General features: G+C 64.6%; 13 protein-coding genes and 1 pseudogene. 6 read left to right on the top strand and 8 right to left on the bottom strand.

Annotated features, from left to right (window positions below; genetic code table 11):
• The 3 genes and pseudogenes from eno to gap all read right to left on the bottom strand — a co-directional run.
• Window positions 1–420 (bottom strand): annotated as a pseudogene (gene eno, locus VFF99_RS20820) (phosphopyruvate hydratase); the annotation flags it as partial.
• Window positions 421–478: 58 nt separating this feature from the next.
• Window positions 479–1,924, bottom strand: coding sequence for a pyruvate kinase (pyk, locus tag VFF99_RS20815; RefSeq protein WP_325020844.1), 1,446 nt, complete (start codon window positions 1,922–1,924; stop codon window positions 479–481).
• 16 nt (window positions 1,925–1,940) lie between these two features.
• On the bottom strand, window positions 1,941–2,951 hold the full coding sequence (gene gap, locus VFF99_RS20810) for a type I glyceraldehyde-3-phosphate dehydrogenase (protein WP_325020843.1): 1,011 nt from the start codon (window positions 2,949–2,951) through the stop codon (window positions 1,941–1,943).
• Window positions 2,952–3,340: 389 nt separating this feature from the next.
• On the opposite strand from gap, the gene VFF99_RS20805 reads away from it, so the two are divergent.
• The 5 genes from VFF99_RS20805 to VFF99_RS20785 are packed head-to-tail and all read left to right on the top strand — an operon-like array spanning window position 3,341 to window position 8,568.
• Window positions 3,341–3,736, top strand: coding sequence for a response regulator transcription factor (locus VFF99_RS20805; RefSeq protein WP_325020842.1), 396 nt, complete (start codon window positions 3,341–3,343; stop codon window positions 3,734–3,736).
• Window positions 3,733–4,470 carry a YaiO family outer membrane beta-barrel protein gene (locus VFF99_RS20800; RefSeq protein ID WP_325020841.1) on the top strand — a complete coding sequence of 246 codons (738 nt, stop codon included), beginning with the start codon at window positions 3,733–3,735 and terminating at the stop codon, window positions 4,468–4,470. Before VFF99_RS20805 ends, VFF99_RS20800 begins: the two co-directional genes overlap by 4 nt.
• Window positions 4,448–5,500, top strand: coding sequence for a HEAT repeat domain-containing protein (locus VFF99_RS20795; protein WP_325020840.1), 1,053 nt, complete (start codon window positions 4,448–4,450; stop codon window positions 5,498–5,500). The genes VFF99_RS20800 and VFF99_RS20795 overlap by 23 nt, the downstream gene beginning before the upstream one ends.
• A complete protein-coding gene (locus VFF99_RS20790) occupies window positions 5,497–6,909 on the top strand; it encodes a glycosyltransferase (protein ID WP_325020839.1) in 1,413 nt (470 codons plus the stop codon). The genes VFF99_RS20795 and VFF99_RS20790 overlap by 4 nt, the downstream gene beginning before the upstream one ends.
• 3 nt (window positions 6,910–6,912) lie before the next feature.
• Window positions 6,913–8,568, top strand: coding sequence for a hypothetical protein (locus VFF99_RS20785; protein WP_325020838.1), 1,656 nt, complete (start codon window positions 6,913–6,915; stop codon window positions 8,566–8,568).
• On the opposite strand, the gene VFF99_RS20780 is transcribed toward VFF99_RS20785, so the two are convergent.
• Window positions 8,561–10,843, bottom strand: a complete 2,283-nt coding sequence (locus VFF99_RS20780) for a sensor histidine kinase (RefSeq protein WP_325020837.1) — start codon at window positions 10,841–10,843, stop codon at window positions 8,561–8,563. The two genes, VFF99_RS20785 and VFF99_RS20780, sit on opposite strands and share 8 nt — an antisense overlap.
• Window positions 10,844–10,990: 147 nt before the next feature.
• On the opposite strand from VFF99_RS20780, the gene VFF99_RS20775 reads away from it, so the two are divergent.
• Entirely contained in the window at window positions 10,991–12,799 is a 1,809-nt protein-coding gene (locus VFF99_RS20775; protein WP_325020836.1) for a putative bifunctional diguanylate cyclase/phosphodiesterase, read from the top strand.
• A 7-nt stretch (window positions 12,800–12,806) separates the two neighbouring features.
• Here the strand turns inward: VFF99_RS20775 and VFF99_RS20770 are convergent, their stop codons facing one another.
• From VFF99_RS20770 to VFF99_RS20755, 4 genes are all read right to left on the bottom strand, one after another.
• Window positions 12,807–13,268, bottom strand: a complete 462-nt coding sequence (locus tag VFF99_RS20770; RefSeq protein ID WP_325020835.1) for a hypothetical protein — start codon at window positions 13,266–13,268, stop codon at window positions 12,807–12,809.
• A gap of 1 nt (window position 13,269) precedes the next feature.
• The gene (locus tag VFF99_RS20765; protein WP_325020834.1) at window positions 13,270–14,163 is read right to left on the bottom strand and encodes a hypothetical protein; all 894 of its coding nucleotides are present in this window, start codon (window positions 14,161–14,163) and stop codon (window positions 13,270–13,272) included.
• A 4-nt stretch (window positions 14,164–14,167) separates the two neighbouring features.
• The gene (locus VFF99_RS20760) at window positions 14,168–14,938 is read right to left on the bottom strand and encodes a hypothetical protein (RefSeq protein ID WP_325020833.1); all 771 of its coding nucleotides are present in this window, start codon (window positions 14,936–14,938) and stop codon (window positions 14,168–14,170) included.
• Window positions 14,939–15,032: 94 nt separating this feature from the next.
• A complete protein-coding gene (locus VFF99_RS20755; protein WP_325020832.1) occupies window positions 15,033–15,521 on the bottom strand; it encodes a DUF6160 family protein in 489 nt (162 codons plus the stop codon).
• Window positions 15,522–16,100: the final 579 nt, after the last annotated feature.

The raw sequence follows: 16,100 nt of genomic DNA, 5'->3' as shown, positions 1-16,100 counted from the left end.
CATCGCGCCGGAGCCGCCGAAGTAGCGATACAGCGGCAGGCCGGATTCCTCGGCGGCAGCCTTGGCCACGGCCATCGAGACGGCCAGCGTGGCGTTGGCGCCCAGGCGCGACTTGTTCTCGGTGCCGTCGAGGTCGATCAGCACGCGGTCGATCTGTGCCTGGCCGCCGGCTTCCATGTCGATGATGGCGTCGGAGATCTCGGTATTGATGTTCTGGCAGGCGTTGAGCACGCCCTTGCCCATGTAGCGGCTCTTGTCGCCGTCGCGCAACTCGATCGCTTCGCGCGAGCCGGTGGAGGCGCCGGACGGCACGGCGGCGCGTCCTCGGGTTCCGGATTCCAGCAGCACGTCGCACTCGACGGTGGGATTGCCGCGGGAATCGATCACTTCGCGGCCGATGATGTCTATGATGGCACTCATGGTGGGTCTCCTTGTTGTCTGTATGCGGGCGGGTGATGCGCTGCGCCGCCTCCTGGCCTCACAAACTCGCCCGGTCCTTCCCGATCTGCACGATCTTCATCGAATTCGTCCCGCCGACCTGCCCCATCGGTTCGCCCCAGGTCAGCACGATGAGATCGCCTTTCTGCACCACGCCTTTCTCGACCAGCAGGTTTTCCGCATCCCGCAGCACGACTTCCCGGTCGAACCCCTGCGCCAGTTCGAAGGAAGTGACGTTGCGGTACAGCGCCGCCTTGCGCCGGGTGCCGATGCGCGGGGTGAGCGCATAGATCGGGATGTCGATATTGTTCCGGCTCATCCAAAGCGCGGTGGAACCGGAATCGGTCAGCGCGACGATTGCCTTCACCCGCAGGTGATAGGCGGTGAATAGTGCGCCGTAGGCGATCGACTGGTCGATGCGGGTGAAGTGCACGTTGAGGAAGTCGGTGTCCAGCTTGACCACGTCGGCCTTCTCGGCTTCCACGCAAATCGCGGCCATCGCTTCGACGGTCTCGACGGGGTATTTGCCGGCTGCCGTTTCCGCGGAGGTCATCACTGCATCGGTGCCGTCCAGCACCGCATTGGCCACGTCGCTGACTTCCGCGCGCGTGGGTACGGCGTTGACGATCATGGATTCCATCATCTGGGTGGCCGTGATCGCCAGCTTGTTGGAAGCGCGCGCCATCTTGATCATGCGCTTCTGCAGGGCCGGCACGGCGGCATTGCCGACTTCGACCGCGAGGTCGCCGCGCGCCACCATGATGCCGTCGGAGGCATCGAGGATTTCCTGCAACAGCGGAATCGCCTCGGCGCGCTCGACCTTGGCGATCATCAACGGCTTGCGCCCGTGCGGCTCGCCGGCGATGGCAGCGAGCTGGCGCGCCATCACCATGTCGGCGGCATTCTTGGGGAAGGAGACCGCGATGTAGTCGGCGCCGAGTTCCACCGCGGTCTTGATGTCTTCCATGTCCTTGGCCGTCAATGCCGGCGCGGACAGCCCGCCGCCCTGGCGGTTGATGCCCTTGTTGTTGGACAGCTCGCCGCCGATCTTGACCGTGGTGCGGATCTCGTTGCCGCGCACGGCATCCACCTTCAGCACGATCAGGCCGTCGTTCAGCAGCAGGATGTCGCCCGCCTTCAGGTCGCGCGGCAGGTCCTTGTAATCGAGTCCGACGCGCTCTTCGTTACCGAGCTCGCAATCGGCGTCGAGGATGAAGGGCGCGCCGGCCTCGAGGAAGACCTTGCCGTGCTCGAACTTGCCGACCCGGATCTTCGGGCCCTGCAGGTCGGCCATGATCGCCACTTCGGTACCGCACAGGGATGCTGCTTCGCGCACCAGGCGGGCGCGCTCGATGTGGTCCTGCGCCTTGCCGTGCGAAAAGTTCAGGCGCACCACGTTGACCCCGGCGCGCACCATGCGCGTGAGGGTGTCGAGGTCGCTGGATGCGGGGCCGATGGTGGAAACGATCTTGGTCGAACGGGGCATGTGGTCTCTTTCCTTTTTACTTGGCGTTCATCAATGCGACGGTGGTGTCGAGCATGCGGCTGGAGAAGCCCCATTCGTTGTCGTACCAGGACGACACCTTCACGAGACGGCCGGAGGCCCGGGTCAGCGTCGCGTCGAAATTGCTCGATGCGGCGTTGTGGTTGAAATCCATCGAGACCAGCGGCTCGGTGTTATAGGTCAGGATGCCCTTCATTGCGCCGTCGGCCGCATCCTTCATGATCTGGTTCACTTCCTCGACGGTCGTGTCGCGGGCGGCCACGAAGGACAGGTCGACGATGGAGACGTTGATGGTCGGCACGCGGATCGCGTAGCCGTCCAGCTTGCCGTTCAGCTCGGGCATGACCAGACCCACCGCGGCGGCGGCGCCGGTCTTGGTCGGGATCATGGACTGGGTGGCGGAACGGGCGCGGCGCAGGTCTTCGTGCATCACGTCGGTCAGCACCTGGTCGTTGGTATAGGAATGCACCGTGGTCATCAGGCCGTTCACCAGGCCGATCTTCTCATGCAGCGGCTTGACCAGCGGGGCCAGGCAGTTGGTGGTGCAGGAGGCGTTGGAGATGACGGTGTCGGAAGCCTTTAGCACATCCTGGTTCACGCCGAACACGATGGTTGCATCCACATCCTTGCCACCCGGCGCGGAAATGATGACCTTCTTGGCGCCGCCCTTCAGGTGGGCGGATGCCTTGTCCTTGGAAGTGAAGTAGCCGGTGCATTCCATCACCACATCGACGTTCAGCTCGCCCCAGGGAATCTGCGCGGGATCGCGCTGCGCGAACACCCTGATCTTGTCGCCGTTGACGAGCATGGCGTCGTTGTCGACCTGCACGGTTCCGGGAAATTTGCCGTGCACCGTGTCGTAGCGGGTCAGGTGGGCGTTCGACTGCGCATTGCCGAGGTCGTTGATGGCGACGATCTGGATGTCGTGCTGCTTGCCGCCTTCATAGTGGGACCGAAGGATGTTGCGGCCGATGCGGCCGTAGCCGTTGATTGCGACGCGGATAGTCATGTCAGCTCTCTCAAATGGTGGGGTAGGGGAATGGTGGCGCAGCAATTCGATCTGCACGTGCCCGGGCGGGCCGGGACAGGTGAAAAAGGCACGGGCGGACACCCGGCCTGGGATACTCGTGGATCAGATCGATCCTTGCTTTGCTCAGTTCCCACGGTAACTGCATATCCTTGCGCACACAGTCGGGCTGGCAGCGTGAGATGTAGTAAAATTTCATTTAATGTGAATTAGATCACGCGCATTTCAAAGTTTCAAGGCGGAGAAGTAGTTAAATTACATAATCGAGCGGATATAAAGGAGGCGCGGAAATGCCCGGCTGGACGGTTGCAGCAGGCGATGCCTTGCGATCTTCTGTAAGATGATGTGTCACGGCATTTCCCCCTTTGACCATGAGCGTACAGCCCGCATCGCTTCCCATTCTTGTCGTCGAGGACGACGACCACATTTCCCAGATTCTCAAGTTCATGCTGGAACGCCAAGGCTGGCGCCCGCTGCTCGCCGCCGACGGACTTGCCGCACGCAAACTGGTGGAGGAGGGCGCGGAAATCCCGGCACTGGTCCTGCTCGATGTGATGCTGCCCTACATCGACGGCTTCGAGCTGGTGGAGATCGTGCGCCGCACGCCCGGCTGGGAAACCGTTCCCATCGTCATGCTTACCGCGAAGAACATGGAGCGCGACATCGTGCGCGCGCTCGACGCCGGGGCGAACGATTACGTCGTCAAGCCCTTCCAGCCGAACGAATTACTCGCGCGCGTGCGCCGTTTCCTGAAGGACAAGGCATGAAAGGATGGGCCGCATTTTTCTTTCTGGGCATGACAACGCTTGGTGCGCATGCACAGACCACCCTCGGATTGACGCTCGGCACGGAGCACCTGGACAACGGGTCGCCGGACTGGCGCGAGACGAGCATCGGACTGCAACACCGGTTTGCGCCGCGCCATACGGCAGGCGTGGCGCTCACGCGGACCGAGCGCTTCAACCTTCGGGACAGCCAGATCTCCGCGAACTACGCGCTTCCCGCCGGCGAACGGACCGTGGTGAGCCTGGACGCGAACGCGAGTTCCACGCACCGGGTACTGGCGCGGCATGGAGGTGGCGCCACGGTGCAATACGAGTTCGCGCCCGCATGGCTCGTGCATGCCGGCGCAAGGACTACCCGCTACGCTGACGAGCGCGTGAACCAGGGGCTGCTGATGGTGGAACATTATTTCTCCGCGTTCAGCGCCTCGCTTGGCTGGCGGCCGGCACGCGCCTTCGACAGCACCGCGCACAGCGGCGAGCTGCGCGGCGCCTATTACTACGGTGAGCGGAATTCTGTCGGACTGATCCTCGCCGGCGGCAAGGAAGCAGCCAGCATTGCCGGGGCCGTCACATTGACCAGCCTGCGCTCCGCCGTCGTAGTCGGCCGCCATTGGCTGAACCGCGACTGGGCAGTGAATTACAGCCTCGGCCGCACCCGGCAGGGCGATTTCTATAGCCGCAATGGAATCAGTCTTGGTCTTCAGCACACTTTCTGATCCTTACCTCTTCGCCGCGTTCTGGACGGGCATGGGCGCACTGGCCCTGACCCTGCTGCTCGGCGCGCAGATCGTTTACCTGCGCATGTCGCTGCGCCGTCACGAACGGCTGGAGAAGGCGGTTATCGCGACATGGCGTCCGCTGCTGATGGCGGCGGTGGCCGATGCGCCTCCGGCGGATCTGCCGGCATTGCCGTCGCGCGAGCGCATTCCTTTTCTCAGGCTCTGGCTGCACCTGCATCAGTCGGTGCGCGGCGAGGCGAGCGCGGGGCTGAACACGGTCGGGCTCCGCCTCGAATGCGACGCCATTGCGCGCGGGCTGCTGCGCGACGGGAACCGTGCCGAGCGCCTGCTCGCAGTCCTCGTGAGCGGCCACCTGCGCGATGCCTCCGCGTGGCCGGAGCTCATGCGGCTCGCCCGTTCGGCCGATAGCGCCGTCGCGATGCAAGCCTTCTGGGCGCTGGTCCAGGTCGATGCGGAACAAGCGATGAAGGAAATGATGCCGGTGGTGCTGCGCCGCGAAGACTGGGCCATGTCCCAGGTCGCCGGCATCCTGCAGGATGCACGGGAGGTATGCGCCTCCTACCTGTCGGATGCACTGATGCAGCTCGAACCGGAGCACCTGCTGCGCGCGCTGCACGTGGCGGAAGCCCTGCGCGTGGCGGTTCCCGCGGGCTTGCTGGCGGCGCTGCTGCATCACGAAGACGCGGAGATGGCCGCCGCCGCCTTGCGCCTCACGCACGACCCGGCGCTGCTGCCGGATGCGCGCGTTCACCTCGCACACCCGGACTGGCGCGTGCGGGTGCAGGCCGCGAAAGCGGTGGGCAGGATCGGCGACCGTTCCGACATCGAACGCCTGCGCGCCATGCTCGGCGACCGCGAGTGGTGGGTGCGCTATCGCGCCGCGCAGGCGCTGGCCGGCCTGCCGTTCCTGCCGCCCGGCGAGGCCGAAGCCCTCGTGTCGACGGTCGACGACCGCTTCGCCGCCGACATGCTGCGGCACGTACTTGCAGAAAGGGAAGCGCGATGAACACGCAGCAGATGATCGTCGAATTCGTCACCTGGTTCGTGCTGGTGTATTTCATCCTGCTCAACGGCGGCTACCTGCTGCTCAACCTGCTGTCCATCGTGAGCCTGCACCGCAAGGGACAGGAGCGCATCCTGGACGATCTGCCGCAGGCGTATTCCGGCCTCGAACCGCCGATCAGCCTGCTCGTGCCGGCCTTCAACGAAGAGGCGACGATCGCCGCCTCGGTGCGCTCCATGCTGCAGCTTGCCTATTCCGAGCTGGAAATCATCGTCATCAACGACGGCTCGAAAGACCGCACGCTCGATGTGCTCAAGGAAGAATTCGAGCTCGTGCCCTTTCCCGAAGCCTATCGCGTCCGCCTGGCAACCAGGCCGGTGAACGGAATCTTCCGCTCCACGCGCTATCCAAACCTGCGCGTGATCGACAAGGTGAACGGCGGCAAGGCGGATTCGCTCAATGCGGGCATCAACGCCTCGCGCTATCCGCTGTTCTGCGGTGTCGACGCGGATTCGATCCTGCAGCGCGACAGCCTGCAGCGCGTGGTCAAGCCCTTCCTCAACGATGCGACGGTGGTGGCGACCGGCGGCACGGTGCGCGTGGCCAACGGTTGCGAGGTGAGCGGCGGTTTCCTCACGCGCGTGGGCCTGCCGTCGAACATCTGGGCGCTGTTCCAGGTGGTCGAGTATCTGCGCGCCTTCCTGTTCGGGCGGCTCGGCTGGTCGGCGGTGAACGGCATGCTCATCATCTCCGGCGCCTTCGGCCTGTTCCGCAAGGAGGTGGTGATCGAGGCCGGCGGTTACCGCCCCAAGACCATCGGCGAGGACATGGAGCTCGTGGTGCGCATGCACCGGCTGCTGCGCAGCAGGCGCCAGCCTTACCGCATCGAGTTCGTGCCCGACCCGGTGTGCTGGACCGAAGCGCCGGAAGACCGCAAGACGCTGCGCAACCAGCGCATCCGCTGGCAGCGGGGACTGTCGGAAAGCCTGGCCGCCAACTGGGGCCTCGTGTTCAACCGCAACGGCGGTACCCCGGGGTGGCTGGCCTTTCCGTTCATGGTGCTGTTCGAATGGTTGGGGCCGCTGGTGGAACTGGGAGGATATATTTTCATGGCCATCGCCTTCTTTTCCGGATTGATTTCCTGGCAGGCATTCGCGGTGTTCCTGTTCGTTGCGATCGGCCTGGGCATCCTGCTCTCCGCATCCGGGCTGCTGCTGGAGGAAATGTCCTTCCACATCTACCCGGAGCCGCGCCACCTGGCCATGCTGGCGCTGGTCGTCGTGCTGGAAAATTTCGGCTACCGGCAGATCAACAGCTGGTGGCGCCTCGTCGGCCTGTACCGCTGGGCCACGGAAGGCGAGGCGAGCTGGGGCGCGATGACGCGCAAGGGAAACTGGCAGCGCAAGGTGTGACCGATGCGCGCCGCGATCTTCGGATTCCTGATGATGGCGACAGGTGTGCAGGCGGCATCCTTGCAGTTGTGTCCGCATACGGAGGAGGCGGAGGGGACTGCCGCCGCCGAACTTGTGCGCCCTGACGGCACACGCATGCGCCTGCTTGCCGGCGCCGATCCCGTGCCGGGTTGCAGCCGGGTGGAACTGCCGGTGCCGGCGGATGCGATCGCCGCCATCCATCCCCTTTCATCCTCTGCCGCGCAAGCGCTCGGAGAGCGCATCCTCCTGCAAGGGCCCGAGCGCGACGGAAAGTTCAACATCGGCAGCGCGACCGGCTCCGGCGGACCGGCCGCACCCGAACGTGCGCAACCCATGCCGATGCTCGAAAACCTCCTGCGTACGCTGAAACCGCGCGTCTTCGGCGTGGAGGAACGCGTGCAGGTGCGGCTCGACGGCGGCAGGCTGCACCTGCAATGCCGCCCCGGCTCCCTGCCCGCCGGGGTCATCCTGGCCGCCCCATGGTATCTCCCGCTCGCACGCATGGAGTTGAAGCTACAGGCGGATGCAAGCGGGCGCTTCGAGGTGTCGATGGCCGACGCGGCGGGCGCGGCGAAGGAGAGCGCACTGCGCCTGGGAACGATCGGCGCCGGCCGGCAGGCGATCGCACTTCCTCATACCGGATTCGACCGCGCCGGCTGGCGCTCCTTCTCCATCGCCTGTCCACCGCATGCAGCCGAACTCGTGCTGGAAGACCTCAGGCTGGCGCCGCAGGCATCGCAACCTGCTCCGCGTTCGGCATGGGTCTGGGATGCCAAGGCATGGTTGGCGCAACCGGAAGCCGTCCTCGCGCAGGCAGCGGAGAAGGGCGTGCGCACGCTGTTCGTTTCCGTGCCCGTATCCGGCGATGCGGTTCAGGATCCGCAAGCGCTCGCCGCCTTCGTGCGCCGTGCCCATGCCGCGGGCGTGGCGGTATGGAGCGTGGACGGCGATCCGCGCATGGTATTGCCGGACGAGCATGCCAAGACGGTGGCGCGGGCGCGCGCCTATGCCGCCTACAACGCCGGCGTCGAGCCGGCCGCGCGGCTGGCTGGCATGCAGTTCGACATCGAACATTACCTGTTGCCCGGCTACGAACTTTCGGCGTCCGAACTTGACCGCCACTACACCGCTCTCGCACGCGCATTACAGCGCGCGGCGCAGGGACTGCCGCTGGAATTCGTCGTGCCGTTCTGGTGGGCCGGCAAGGCCGAGCTGATGAAGGGGCTGGCCGCGGCGGCGAGCGCGGTCAACGTCATGAACTACCGCACCGATCCCGAACAGATCCGGCGTTTCGCCGTGCCCTTCCTTGACTGGGGAACGGTACACGGCAAGAAGGTGCGCATCGCGCTCGAAGCGGGGCCGGTCGATGCCGAGCAGCAGCGCCGCTATGCGCGTGCGCAGGAAGGCGAGCTGTGGCTGGTGCGGGTGGAGCAGACGCCGGTGCTGGTGCTGCTCAAGGAGGCGCGGCGCAATCCCCTCGGCCCGGCTTTCCGGCTGGAGTCGCAGTCGGTGTTCGACGGCAGCGCCACCAGCTTCCACCGCGACCCGTCCCGGCTCCTGAACCTGCTGCCGGAACTCGAGTCCGTCTTCGCCGCCTGGCCCGCGTTCTCGGGCATCGCCCTGCACGAACTCAAGTAGCGCCGGCGGGCAATTCGACGATGAAGGTGGTGCCGCGCCCGGCAGCAGTCTCGAAGCGGATGCTGCCGCCGTGTTCCTCGACGATGCTCTTGCAGATGCTCAGGCCGAGCCCGGTGCCGCCCTTCTGGCGCGAATCGGTCGAATCCGCCTGCGCGAATTTCTGGAAGATGCGGTCCCGGAAGTCTTCCGGAATGCCGGGGCCGCGGTCGGCAACTTCCACACGCACCTTCTCCTTTCCACCTTCGGCGCGCAGCGTTACCGCTGCCCCGGCCGGAGAAAACTTGATGGCATTGGACAGCAGGTTGACCAGCACCTGGATCATGCGGTCGTGGTCGGCATGGACGTGCAGGCCGCTGTCCGCGCATTGCACTTCGAGCCGCACATCCGCGCTGTCGGCATTGCCGCGCACGGCATCCGCCGCCTGCTCGAGCAGGGGCAGCAGGGGCTGCGTGCGCAGGTCGAATTCCATGTTGCCCGATTCGATCTTTTCGATGTCCAGCACGTCGTTGATCAGGCGCACCAGGCGCTCGCAGCTGACGTAGGCGATGTCGATCAGTTCGCGCGTGTCTTGCGGCAGTTCGCCGGCGAATCCGCCGGCCAGCATCGCCAGCGAGGCGCGGATCGAGGTCATCGGCGTGCGCAGCTCATGCGAGACGGTGGAAATGAATTCGTTCTTCATCCGCTCGACCTTCTTGCGTTCCGAGATGTCGTTCAGGAAGGCGCTGAAGAAGTACGTGTCGCGCGTGCCGGCGAGGGCGATGGTCACCTCGACCGGGATTTCCTCGCCCTTGCGGTTGATGACAACACGTTCCAGGCGGCGATTGAGCGCCCCGGTCTGGCCGGTCTCGTTGAAATGGCGCATGCCGTGCAGGATGCGCTCCCTGAACCTTCCCGGCACGATCAGTTCCGCCACCGGCTTGCCGATCGCTTCCTCGCTGCTCCAGCCGAACATGCGCTCGGCGGCGGCATTCCAGTCGGCGATGCGGCCGTTCAGGTCGACCGCGATGAAGGCGTCCTGCGCGCTCGCGATGATCGCCTGAATGCGCTTCTCGTTGGCGCGCACTTCCGCCAGCGCCTGCTCGAGTTCACGCGTGCGCTGCTCGACACGCCGTTCGAGCGTCAGGTTCAGCTCTTTCAGATCGCTTTCCTTTTGCAGCAGGTTCGAAACCAGCGCATTGAGCGAGGCCGTCAGCGTTCGCACTTCCGAATACGCAGAGGGATCGAAGGGAATCTGCGACGATTCGCGCCGCTGCACGCTCTGGGCGGCACCGGCCAGTTCCTGCATGGGGCGGCTGATGCGGCGCGCAGCGAACAGCCCGAGGAGCGAGAACAGCAGCGCCAGCACGATACCGCTGCCCAGCACCGTGCGCTGGATGCGGCGCACCGGCTGGTAGGCATCTTCCACCTGCTGGCGCACCAGGGTCGTCCAGCCAAGGCCGGGGTAGGGGCCGTAGCCCTTGCCCTTGCTGTAGCCGACGAGGTAGCGGCGGCCGTCCGGCCAGTCTTCGGCCACGAACCCGTTCCTGCCTTCGCGCGCGGCCCGCACGCTGGGCTGCGCCAGCTTCTTGCCTTGCAGGCCGGGCGGACCGAGCAGCACCGTGCCGTCGGAGCTGAGGATCATGGAGTCCACCTTGCGCCGCGCGGCGATCGGTTCCATCACCGATTGCTCCACCTCGCGTGCCCACTCCCAGGAGAGGTGGGTTCCGAGCACGCCGCGGATCTTGCCGTCCTTGTCCGCGAAGGGGAAGGCGACATCGACAAAGCGCTTCGGTTCGTTGTTCACGCTGGGCAGGAGCTTGGCCAGCAGCACGGCCTCGTGCACGTCGCCGACATGGATGCCCGCCAGCGCGTTGCGGAACCAGGGACGCTGCGACACATCGGCGCCTTCGAGCATCTTTTGCGTGGCGACCATCACCTTGCCTTGCGTATCGACCAGCCCGATCCAGGCGTAGTAGCGGTAAGTCTCCTGACGCGCATCGAGCACCATGCGCTTGTCGTCGGCGTCGCGGGCGTCGCTGTTGGCCGACGTCAGGTCCTTGCGCTGCGCCATCAGCTGCACTTCGCGGTAGCGCTCGAACATGCCGCGGTCGAGCTTGTCCGAGGTCTGCAGCGCGAGTTCGGCGAGGCCGTTGCCGATGTTCGACTTGACCTGGGCGGTGGCGGTCAGGCCGATCACTTCGACGAGGATGACCGTGAGCAGGATAGACAGCCCGGAAAAGGCGGCAGCGAGGTAGGCGCCGATGCCGCGGCTGGGGAAATAGGCCTTGATGTTCATCTTGCAATGGGGCATTTCATGATTGAGGCAGCGTAGCACACCTCGATTGCCGGCAGCCGTTCCTACAAGCAGGAAATTCCGGCTTCCCGTTTTCAGGAAATTCCCGCATTCGGCGCGTGAATCCTTGACCAGTCCCTCATTTACCGTGTGGCACGCAAGTTGCTGTCTTACGGCAAGCCCGACGAACCCGACCAGACATCCCCCATGCTCACACGCACCTCTCCCGAAGTACGACAAGCGGTGGACCAGACCACGGACAGCGCGTGCCTATGCTTGGAGACGCTGGTCAACAGCATCGATGGCATCGTGTGGGAAGCCGATCCAAGGACTTTTCGTTTCACTTTTGTCAGCGAACAGGCGCGGCGCATCCTCGGCTATGCCCCTGAAGACTGGCTGGAAGAAGGTTTCTGGGAAGCGCATCTCCATCCGGACGACGTCGGGCTGGCCATCGAGCACTGTACGGGATGGAACGCGCAGTCGCCCAGGCGCTGCCACGAGTACCGCATGGTCGCGCGCGACGGCAGGGCCGTGTGGCTCAGGGACCTGATCAGCATCGAGATGCGTGACGGCCGGCCTGCCGGCCTGCGCGGCATCATGGTCGACATTTCCGAGCACAGGCGGCTGGACAAGGAGGAGGCGCGGCGCGAAATCGAACGGCTTTCGCTCTACGACGGCATGACCGGCTTGCCTAACCGTGCCTTCCTGCACGACCGCCTCGCTCATGCGCTGAAGGCGGCGGAACGGGACCATAGCCACGTCGCGCTGCTGGCCGTCGACCTCGACCGGCTGGCGCATATCAACGAGGTGCTCGGCCACCAGATCGGCGACCGCCTGCTGGTCGCCGTGGCGGAACGGCTGCGCGGCGCGATGCGGGGCGCCGATACCGTCACGCGCCACGTCGGCGACGAGTTCGTCATCATCATGGAAGACCTTGCCAATCCGCGCGACGCGGCAGTGCTGGCCGAACGCGTGCTGGACGAACTGTCGCGTCCGTTCGCGCTGGAAGGGCATGAGGTGAATATCAGCGCCTGCATCGGCATCGGCATCTATCCCGAGGACGGCACCACGCCGCTCGTATTGATCAAGCATGCCGATGTCGCCCTGCATCATGCCAAGGAGGCGGGCGAGCGCAATTACCAGTTCTTTTGCGAGGAAATGAACCGCTCATCGACGGAACGGCTGCAGATCGAGAGCAACCTGCGCCTGGCGCTGCAGCGCGGGGAGTTCCATCTCGTGTACCAGCCGCAGGTCGAGCTAGAGACAGGACGCATCACCGGCATGGAGGCTCTCGTACGCTGGACGCATCCGGAGTTGGGCATGGTGTCGCCGGCGCGCTTCATCCCCATTGCCGAAGAGAGCGGGCACATCATCGAGATCGGACTGTGGGTCCTGCGCGAGGCATGCCGGCAGACGCGGCGCTGGCACGAGCAGGGTTTCGAAGGATTGCAGGTGGCGGTGAATGTGTCGGCGCGGCAGTTCCGCCAGGATGATTTCGCCCGCCAAGTTCGCGCGGTGCTGGAAGAGACCGGACTGGCGCCCGAGTGCCTGGAGCTGGAGCTGACCGAGAGCATGATCATGCAGCGCCCGGAGCGCGTGGTGGCGGTGATGGGCGAGCTGCGCGCGCTCGGCGTGACGTTTTCCATCGACGACTTCGGCACCGGCTATTCCAGCCTGTCGCAGCTCAAGCGCTTCCCGCTGGACAAGCTGAAGATCGACCAGTCCTTCACGCATGACATCGGCACCGATGCCGGCACGGCGATCACTTGCGCCATCATTGCGCTCGCCAACAGCCTGCGCCTGCGGGTGGTGGCGGAAGGCGTCGAGACGACGGAGCAGAAACGCTTCCTGATCGACAACGGCTGCCACAGCATGCAGGGTTACCTGTTCAGCCGCCCGGTGGCCGCGAGCGAATTCCATGCATTGCTGCTGATGCACCGCGTGCCGCTGGCGGTGTGATACGGCGTCAGTGCGCCCACATTCTCAGCTGGCCCTGCATGTTCACCGTGCCGTTGACCGAAAACCGGCCGAGGTCGCCGCTGACCGGGCCGGCGGCGTCGGTCTGCACGCTCAGGGATTCGAAGCCGAAATCGGTGTACTTGACGTAACCCGGCAAACCGATCGCGAGGTAATCGGAACCGTCGGGCTTCTTTTCCACATCGAGCGACAGCCCGAACACATCGAGCTGCCCGCGCAGGTTGCGCACCACCACGTGCGTGGTGCGGCCGTCCACATGGAATCCCATCGAGATCCTGCTGTCGGTTGACGGATTGGCCAGCGTCGGGTCATTGAGCGACAGGTGCATCGCGAAGTTGACGCCGTCGGCGCCGCTCACGTCCGACAGCGCCGCGTCGTCCAGCGCCTGCTGGGCCGCTGCGCTTTGCGCGATGCAGATCGTCGTCAGAATGAAAGCAAGTGTTCTGCGCATATCAGGGCTTGAATCTGATGTCCATGTACTGGATCTGCATCGAACCGATCCTGCTCGAACCGAGGTCGACATTGCCGCTCACGTCGCTGCGGAAGGACAGGTTGTCGATCTGCATGCCGCCGAGCGGGGCGCCGTTGGCGTCGGGCCAGTCGATGCCGATGCGCAGGCGGGAGTTGCCGGCGTCATCCGTGACCGCATTGAAAATTCCCGGCTGCGAGGTAACGTCCGCGATGCGCCAGGGCGTGTTGAGGAAATTGCCGCTGCTGTCGACCGCGCCGATGCGCAATCCTCGGATGTTCATCTGTTCGGTGACGCTCGCCGGTTCCGCCTGCGTGATGTCGTCGCGGCCGCGCGGACGCAGCAAGAGGTTGCCCACCTCCATGCGAAGGCCGAGGCCGAAGGCGATGCCTTCATTGACGCGCGGCGTCGTCCACTGGAAGCCGCCGCCGTAGAAGGCCACATCCTTGAGCACCACGCTGCCGCCTTCGAAGGCGATGCCGTCCGCGTTCACGCCCCAATCGTAGGCGGCCTGCCATTTCTGCGCGCCGCTGGCGTTCTCGGGGAAGGCCAGCGTGATGATGTCGGCCATGCCGGGTGCGCCCCTGACGATATCGATACGGTACGGATCGCCGAAGGGATTGGCGGCATCGTCGGAGCGTGTGGCGTAGATGCTGCCGATGTAGGCGCTCGCGGCCGACGGCGCAGGGGCGTGATAGGTGAAGCGCGCATCGCCGGACATGGTGAAGCCGGACAGGTCGAAGCTCACGCCGTCCCGTCCCTGGACGGCGGACAGCAGATCGTCGGACAGCGGCTGCAAGCCCTGAGCGCTCGCGGTGGACCATGCCAGCGCGATTGCGCAGCATGCGAGGCGTGGATGCAGGGTCGGTCGCGTCATGCGTTCACCGTGTCGGCGGCAGGTTGGGCGGCGGCATGCCGGCGAGCGCACTCAGGCGGTCGCGCCAGTTGAGCCAGACGCCGGCCTGGGCAAGGTCGGGTGCCTGAGGCATGTTCGCAGGAGCCTGGAATTGCACCGCCGACTTCAGCGCTGCGATCCAGAAGTCGCGGCTGGGGCCGTTGACGTCGCCGGCGCGCACGCCGCCCATCTGCGCGAAGTTCAGGCAGGGTGCGGTGCAGGCGCCGTCCCAGCGCTTGCCGCCGCCGGGATCGGTGCGCGAGTCAAGCATGCCGGCGGCGCCGCCGTCGACCAGCATCGAGCCGCTCAGGGTATTCAGGGTCAGGCCGATGTCGCCCGCGATGGATTCGAAACCGAAGCGCATGCCGACCACTTCACGGGTCGCGGCGTCGCCGGCATTCTTATAGACGAATTCGAAATAGGGATTGGTGATCTGCACCAGGCGCTGCGCCTCTGTGCCGTCGCTGCGCCCGAACTGGAACAGCGGAATGTCGATATCCGCGCCGCTGCCGTTGCGCGGCGCGTAGTTGTATTCGCCGAGGCGGATGTTGCGGAAATTCGCGTTCAGCGTCACGTCGGCGCCAAGCGCGATGCGCGTGAAATCATGGCCGCCGTGGCTGCTGTTGGTCAGCACCAGGAAGCCCTGGCCGTGATGGGCGGACAGTTCCTGCTCGGACAGCGGACTCAGTTGGGCCGATGCTGTTCCGGCGTGCAATGTGGCGGCAGCGCCGAGCGCCGCGAGGCAGACACGGATCATGCTTGCTCTTGAACAAAGGAAGCGGAAAAAATGCCCCCGGCATGCGCCGGGGGCTGCCAGCTAAGCTAGGATGGGACTCCAGCGAATGCCTGGATTAGTGAGCCCACATCCAGACGGTCGTGCCGCGCAGGTCGATGTCGTTCATTGCGATCGAACCGAAGGAAGCAGTGTTGTTGCCCATGCGGATGGACTGGACGGTCACGTCGATCAGTGCTGCGGTCGGAACCGTGATCGCTGCCGGAACAGCCATCTGGACGACATCGCCGCCGCTGTAGAAGGTGCTCGGGAAGGTCACGAAGGAGTTCGCCAGGATGGTTTCGAACGTGGCCTGGTTGATGATGTCCAGGGTGCCGGCGATCAGGCCATGAACGCCGATGTTGTTGAAGCTGATCGAACCGCCGTTGGCGTCGGTATCGGTGTAGACGAAGGAACCGATGTTGATGCTCAGGCTGGCAGCGATGGACACGCCGTCCTGGCCGGCGACCTGGCTCAGGCCTTCGTCAGCGATCGGGGTCATTGCGGAAGCAGCCATGGAGAGGCCGGACAGAACAGCGGCGATTGCGGTCTTCTTGAACAGTTTCATATAAAGTCTCCAATTGAGATAACGTGGTGTAAAAAGATTTTTTCTTCCCATGCCGCGAGCGCCGGTTCCATGTTTCTTGTGGAAACACCTTGTACTGTTCGACAGGCGATTTACCCACCCGCCGAACGCTAGAACCGGTGTCGTACAGCTCTTAATATTTCAGCAATACTAAGAGCCTTCATAGTAGGTCAGCTCCCATTGACAACGGGGACCGCCGCTGTGACTGGACGAGCCAAATCATTGGCCGTGAAAGCCACCGCCGAAGACCGCATTTCCACGTCGAAAGAAAGCGCGCGCGGCACACGCCGCGCAGCCGCGTGCTGCGCTGCACACCCACCGATCGGACGATGTTTTTAGAGTGTGCACTCTATTGTTCCAATGACAATCTTATGTAACCTCATGGTTCCCGAAGGTCACACCTTCGGAGCGTGCACTGTCTGCACTGCGTGTATTGCACGTTCGATTTCATTACCACCGATTTCTACTGCGGGTTGCTTGATTGGCTGCTATTCCTTATCAGGTGCCGGAACGTCCTGCTGTCCTGCGTTCCCATCCATCCAAGTTCCGTCCGCCGGCCAC

The sequence above is a fragment of the Noviherbaspirillum sp. genome (assembly GCF_035654295.1).
Classification (GTDB): Bacteria; Pseudomonadota; Gammaproteobacteria; order Burkholderiales; family Burkholderiaceae_D; genus Noviherbaspirillum.
The sequence above is the reverse complement of the archived record's forward strand: the minus strand, read 5'-3'. Positions and strand labels throughout refer to the sequence as shown.

Bases quoted from the DNA above. Each gene is read 5' to 3' on its own strand.
- VFF99_RS20800 (WP_325020841.1), top strand. From the start codon at position 3,733: ATGAAAGGATGGGCCGCATTTTTCTTTCTGGGCATGACAACGCTTGGT.
- gap (WP_325020843.1), bottom strand. From the start codon at position 2,951: ATGACTATCCGCGTCGCAATCAACGGCTACGGCCGCATCGGCCGCAAC.
- VFF99_RS20755 (WP_325020832.1), bottom strand. From the start codon at position 15,521: ATGAAACTGTTCAAGAAGACCGCAATCGCCGCTGTTCTGTCCGGCCTC.
- VFF99_RS20790 (WP_325020839.1), top strand. From the start codon at position 5,497: ATGAACACGCAGCAGATGATCGTCGAATTCGTCACCTGGTTCGTGCTG.
- VFF99_RS20765 (WP_325020834.1), bottom strand. From the start codon at position 14,163: ATGACGCGACCGACCCTGCATCCACGCCTCGCATGCTGCGCAATCGCG.
- VFF99_RS20780 (WP_325020837.1), bottom strand. From the start codon at position 10,843: ATGAACATCAAGGCCTATTTCCCCAGCCGCGGCATCGGCGCCTACCTC.
- VFF99_RS20785 (WP_325020838.1), top strand. From the start codon at position 6,913: ATGCGCGCCGCGATCTTCGGATTCCTGATGATGGCGACAGGTGTGCAG.
- pyk (WP_325020844.1), bottom strand. From the start codon at position 1,924: ATGCCCCGTTCGACCAAGATCGTTTCCACCATCGGCCCCGCATCCAGC.
- VFF99_RS20760 (WP_325020833.1), bottom strand. From the start codon at position 14,938: ATGATCCGTGTCTGCCTCGCGGCGCTCGGCGCTGCCGCCACATTGCAC.
- VFF99_RS20805 (WP_325020842.1), top strand. From the start codon at position 3,341: ATGAGCGTACAGCCCGCATCGCTTCCCATTCTTGTCGTCGAGGACGAC.
- VFF99_RS20770 (WP_325020835.1), bottom strand. From the start codon at position 13,268: ATGCGCAGAACACTTGCTTTCATTCTGACGACGATCTGCATCGCGCAA.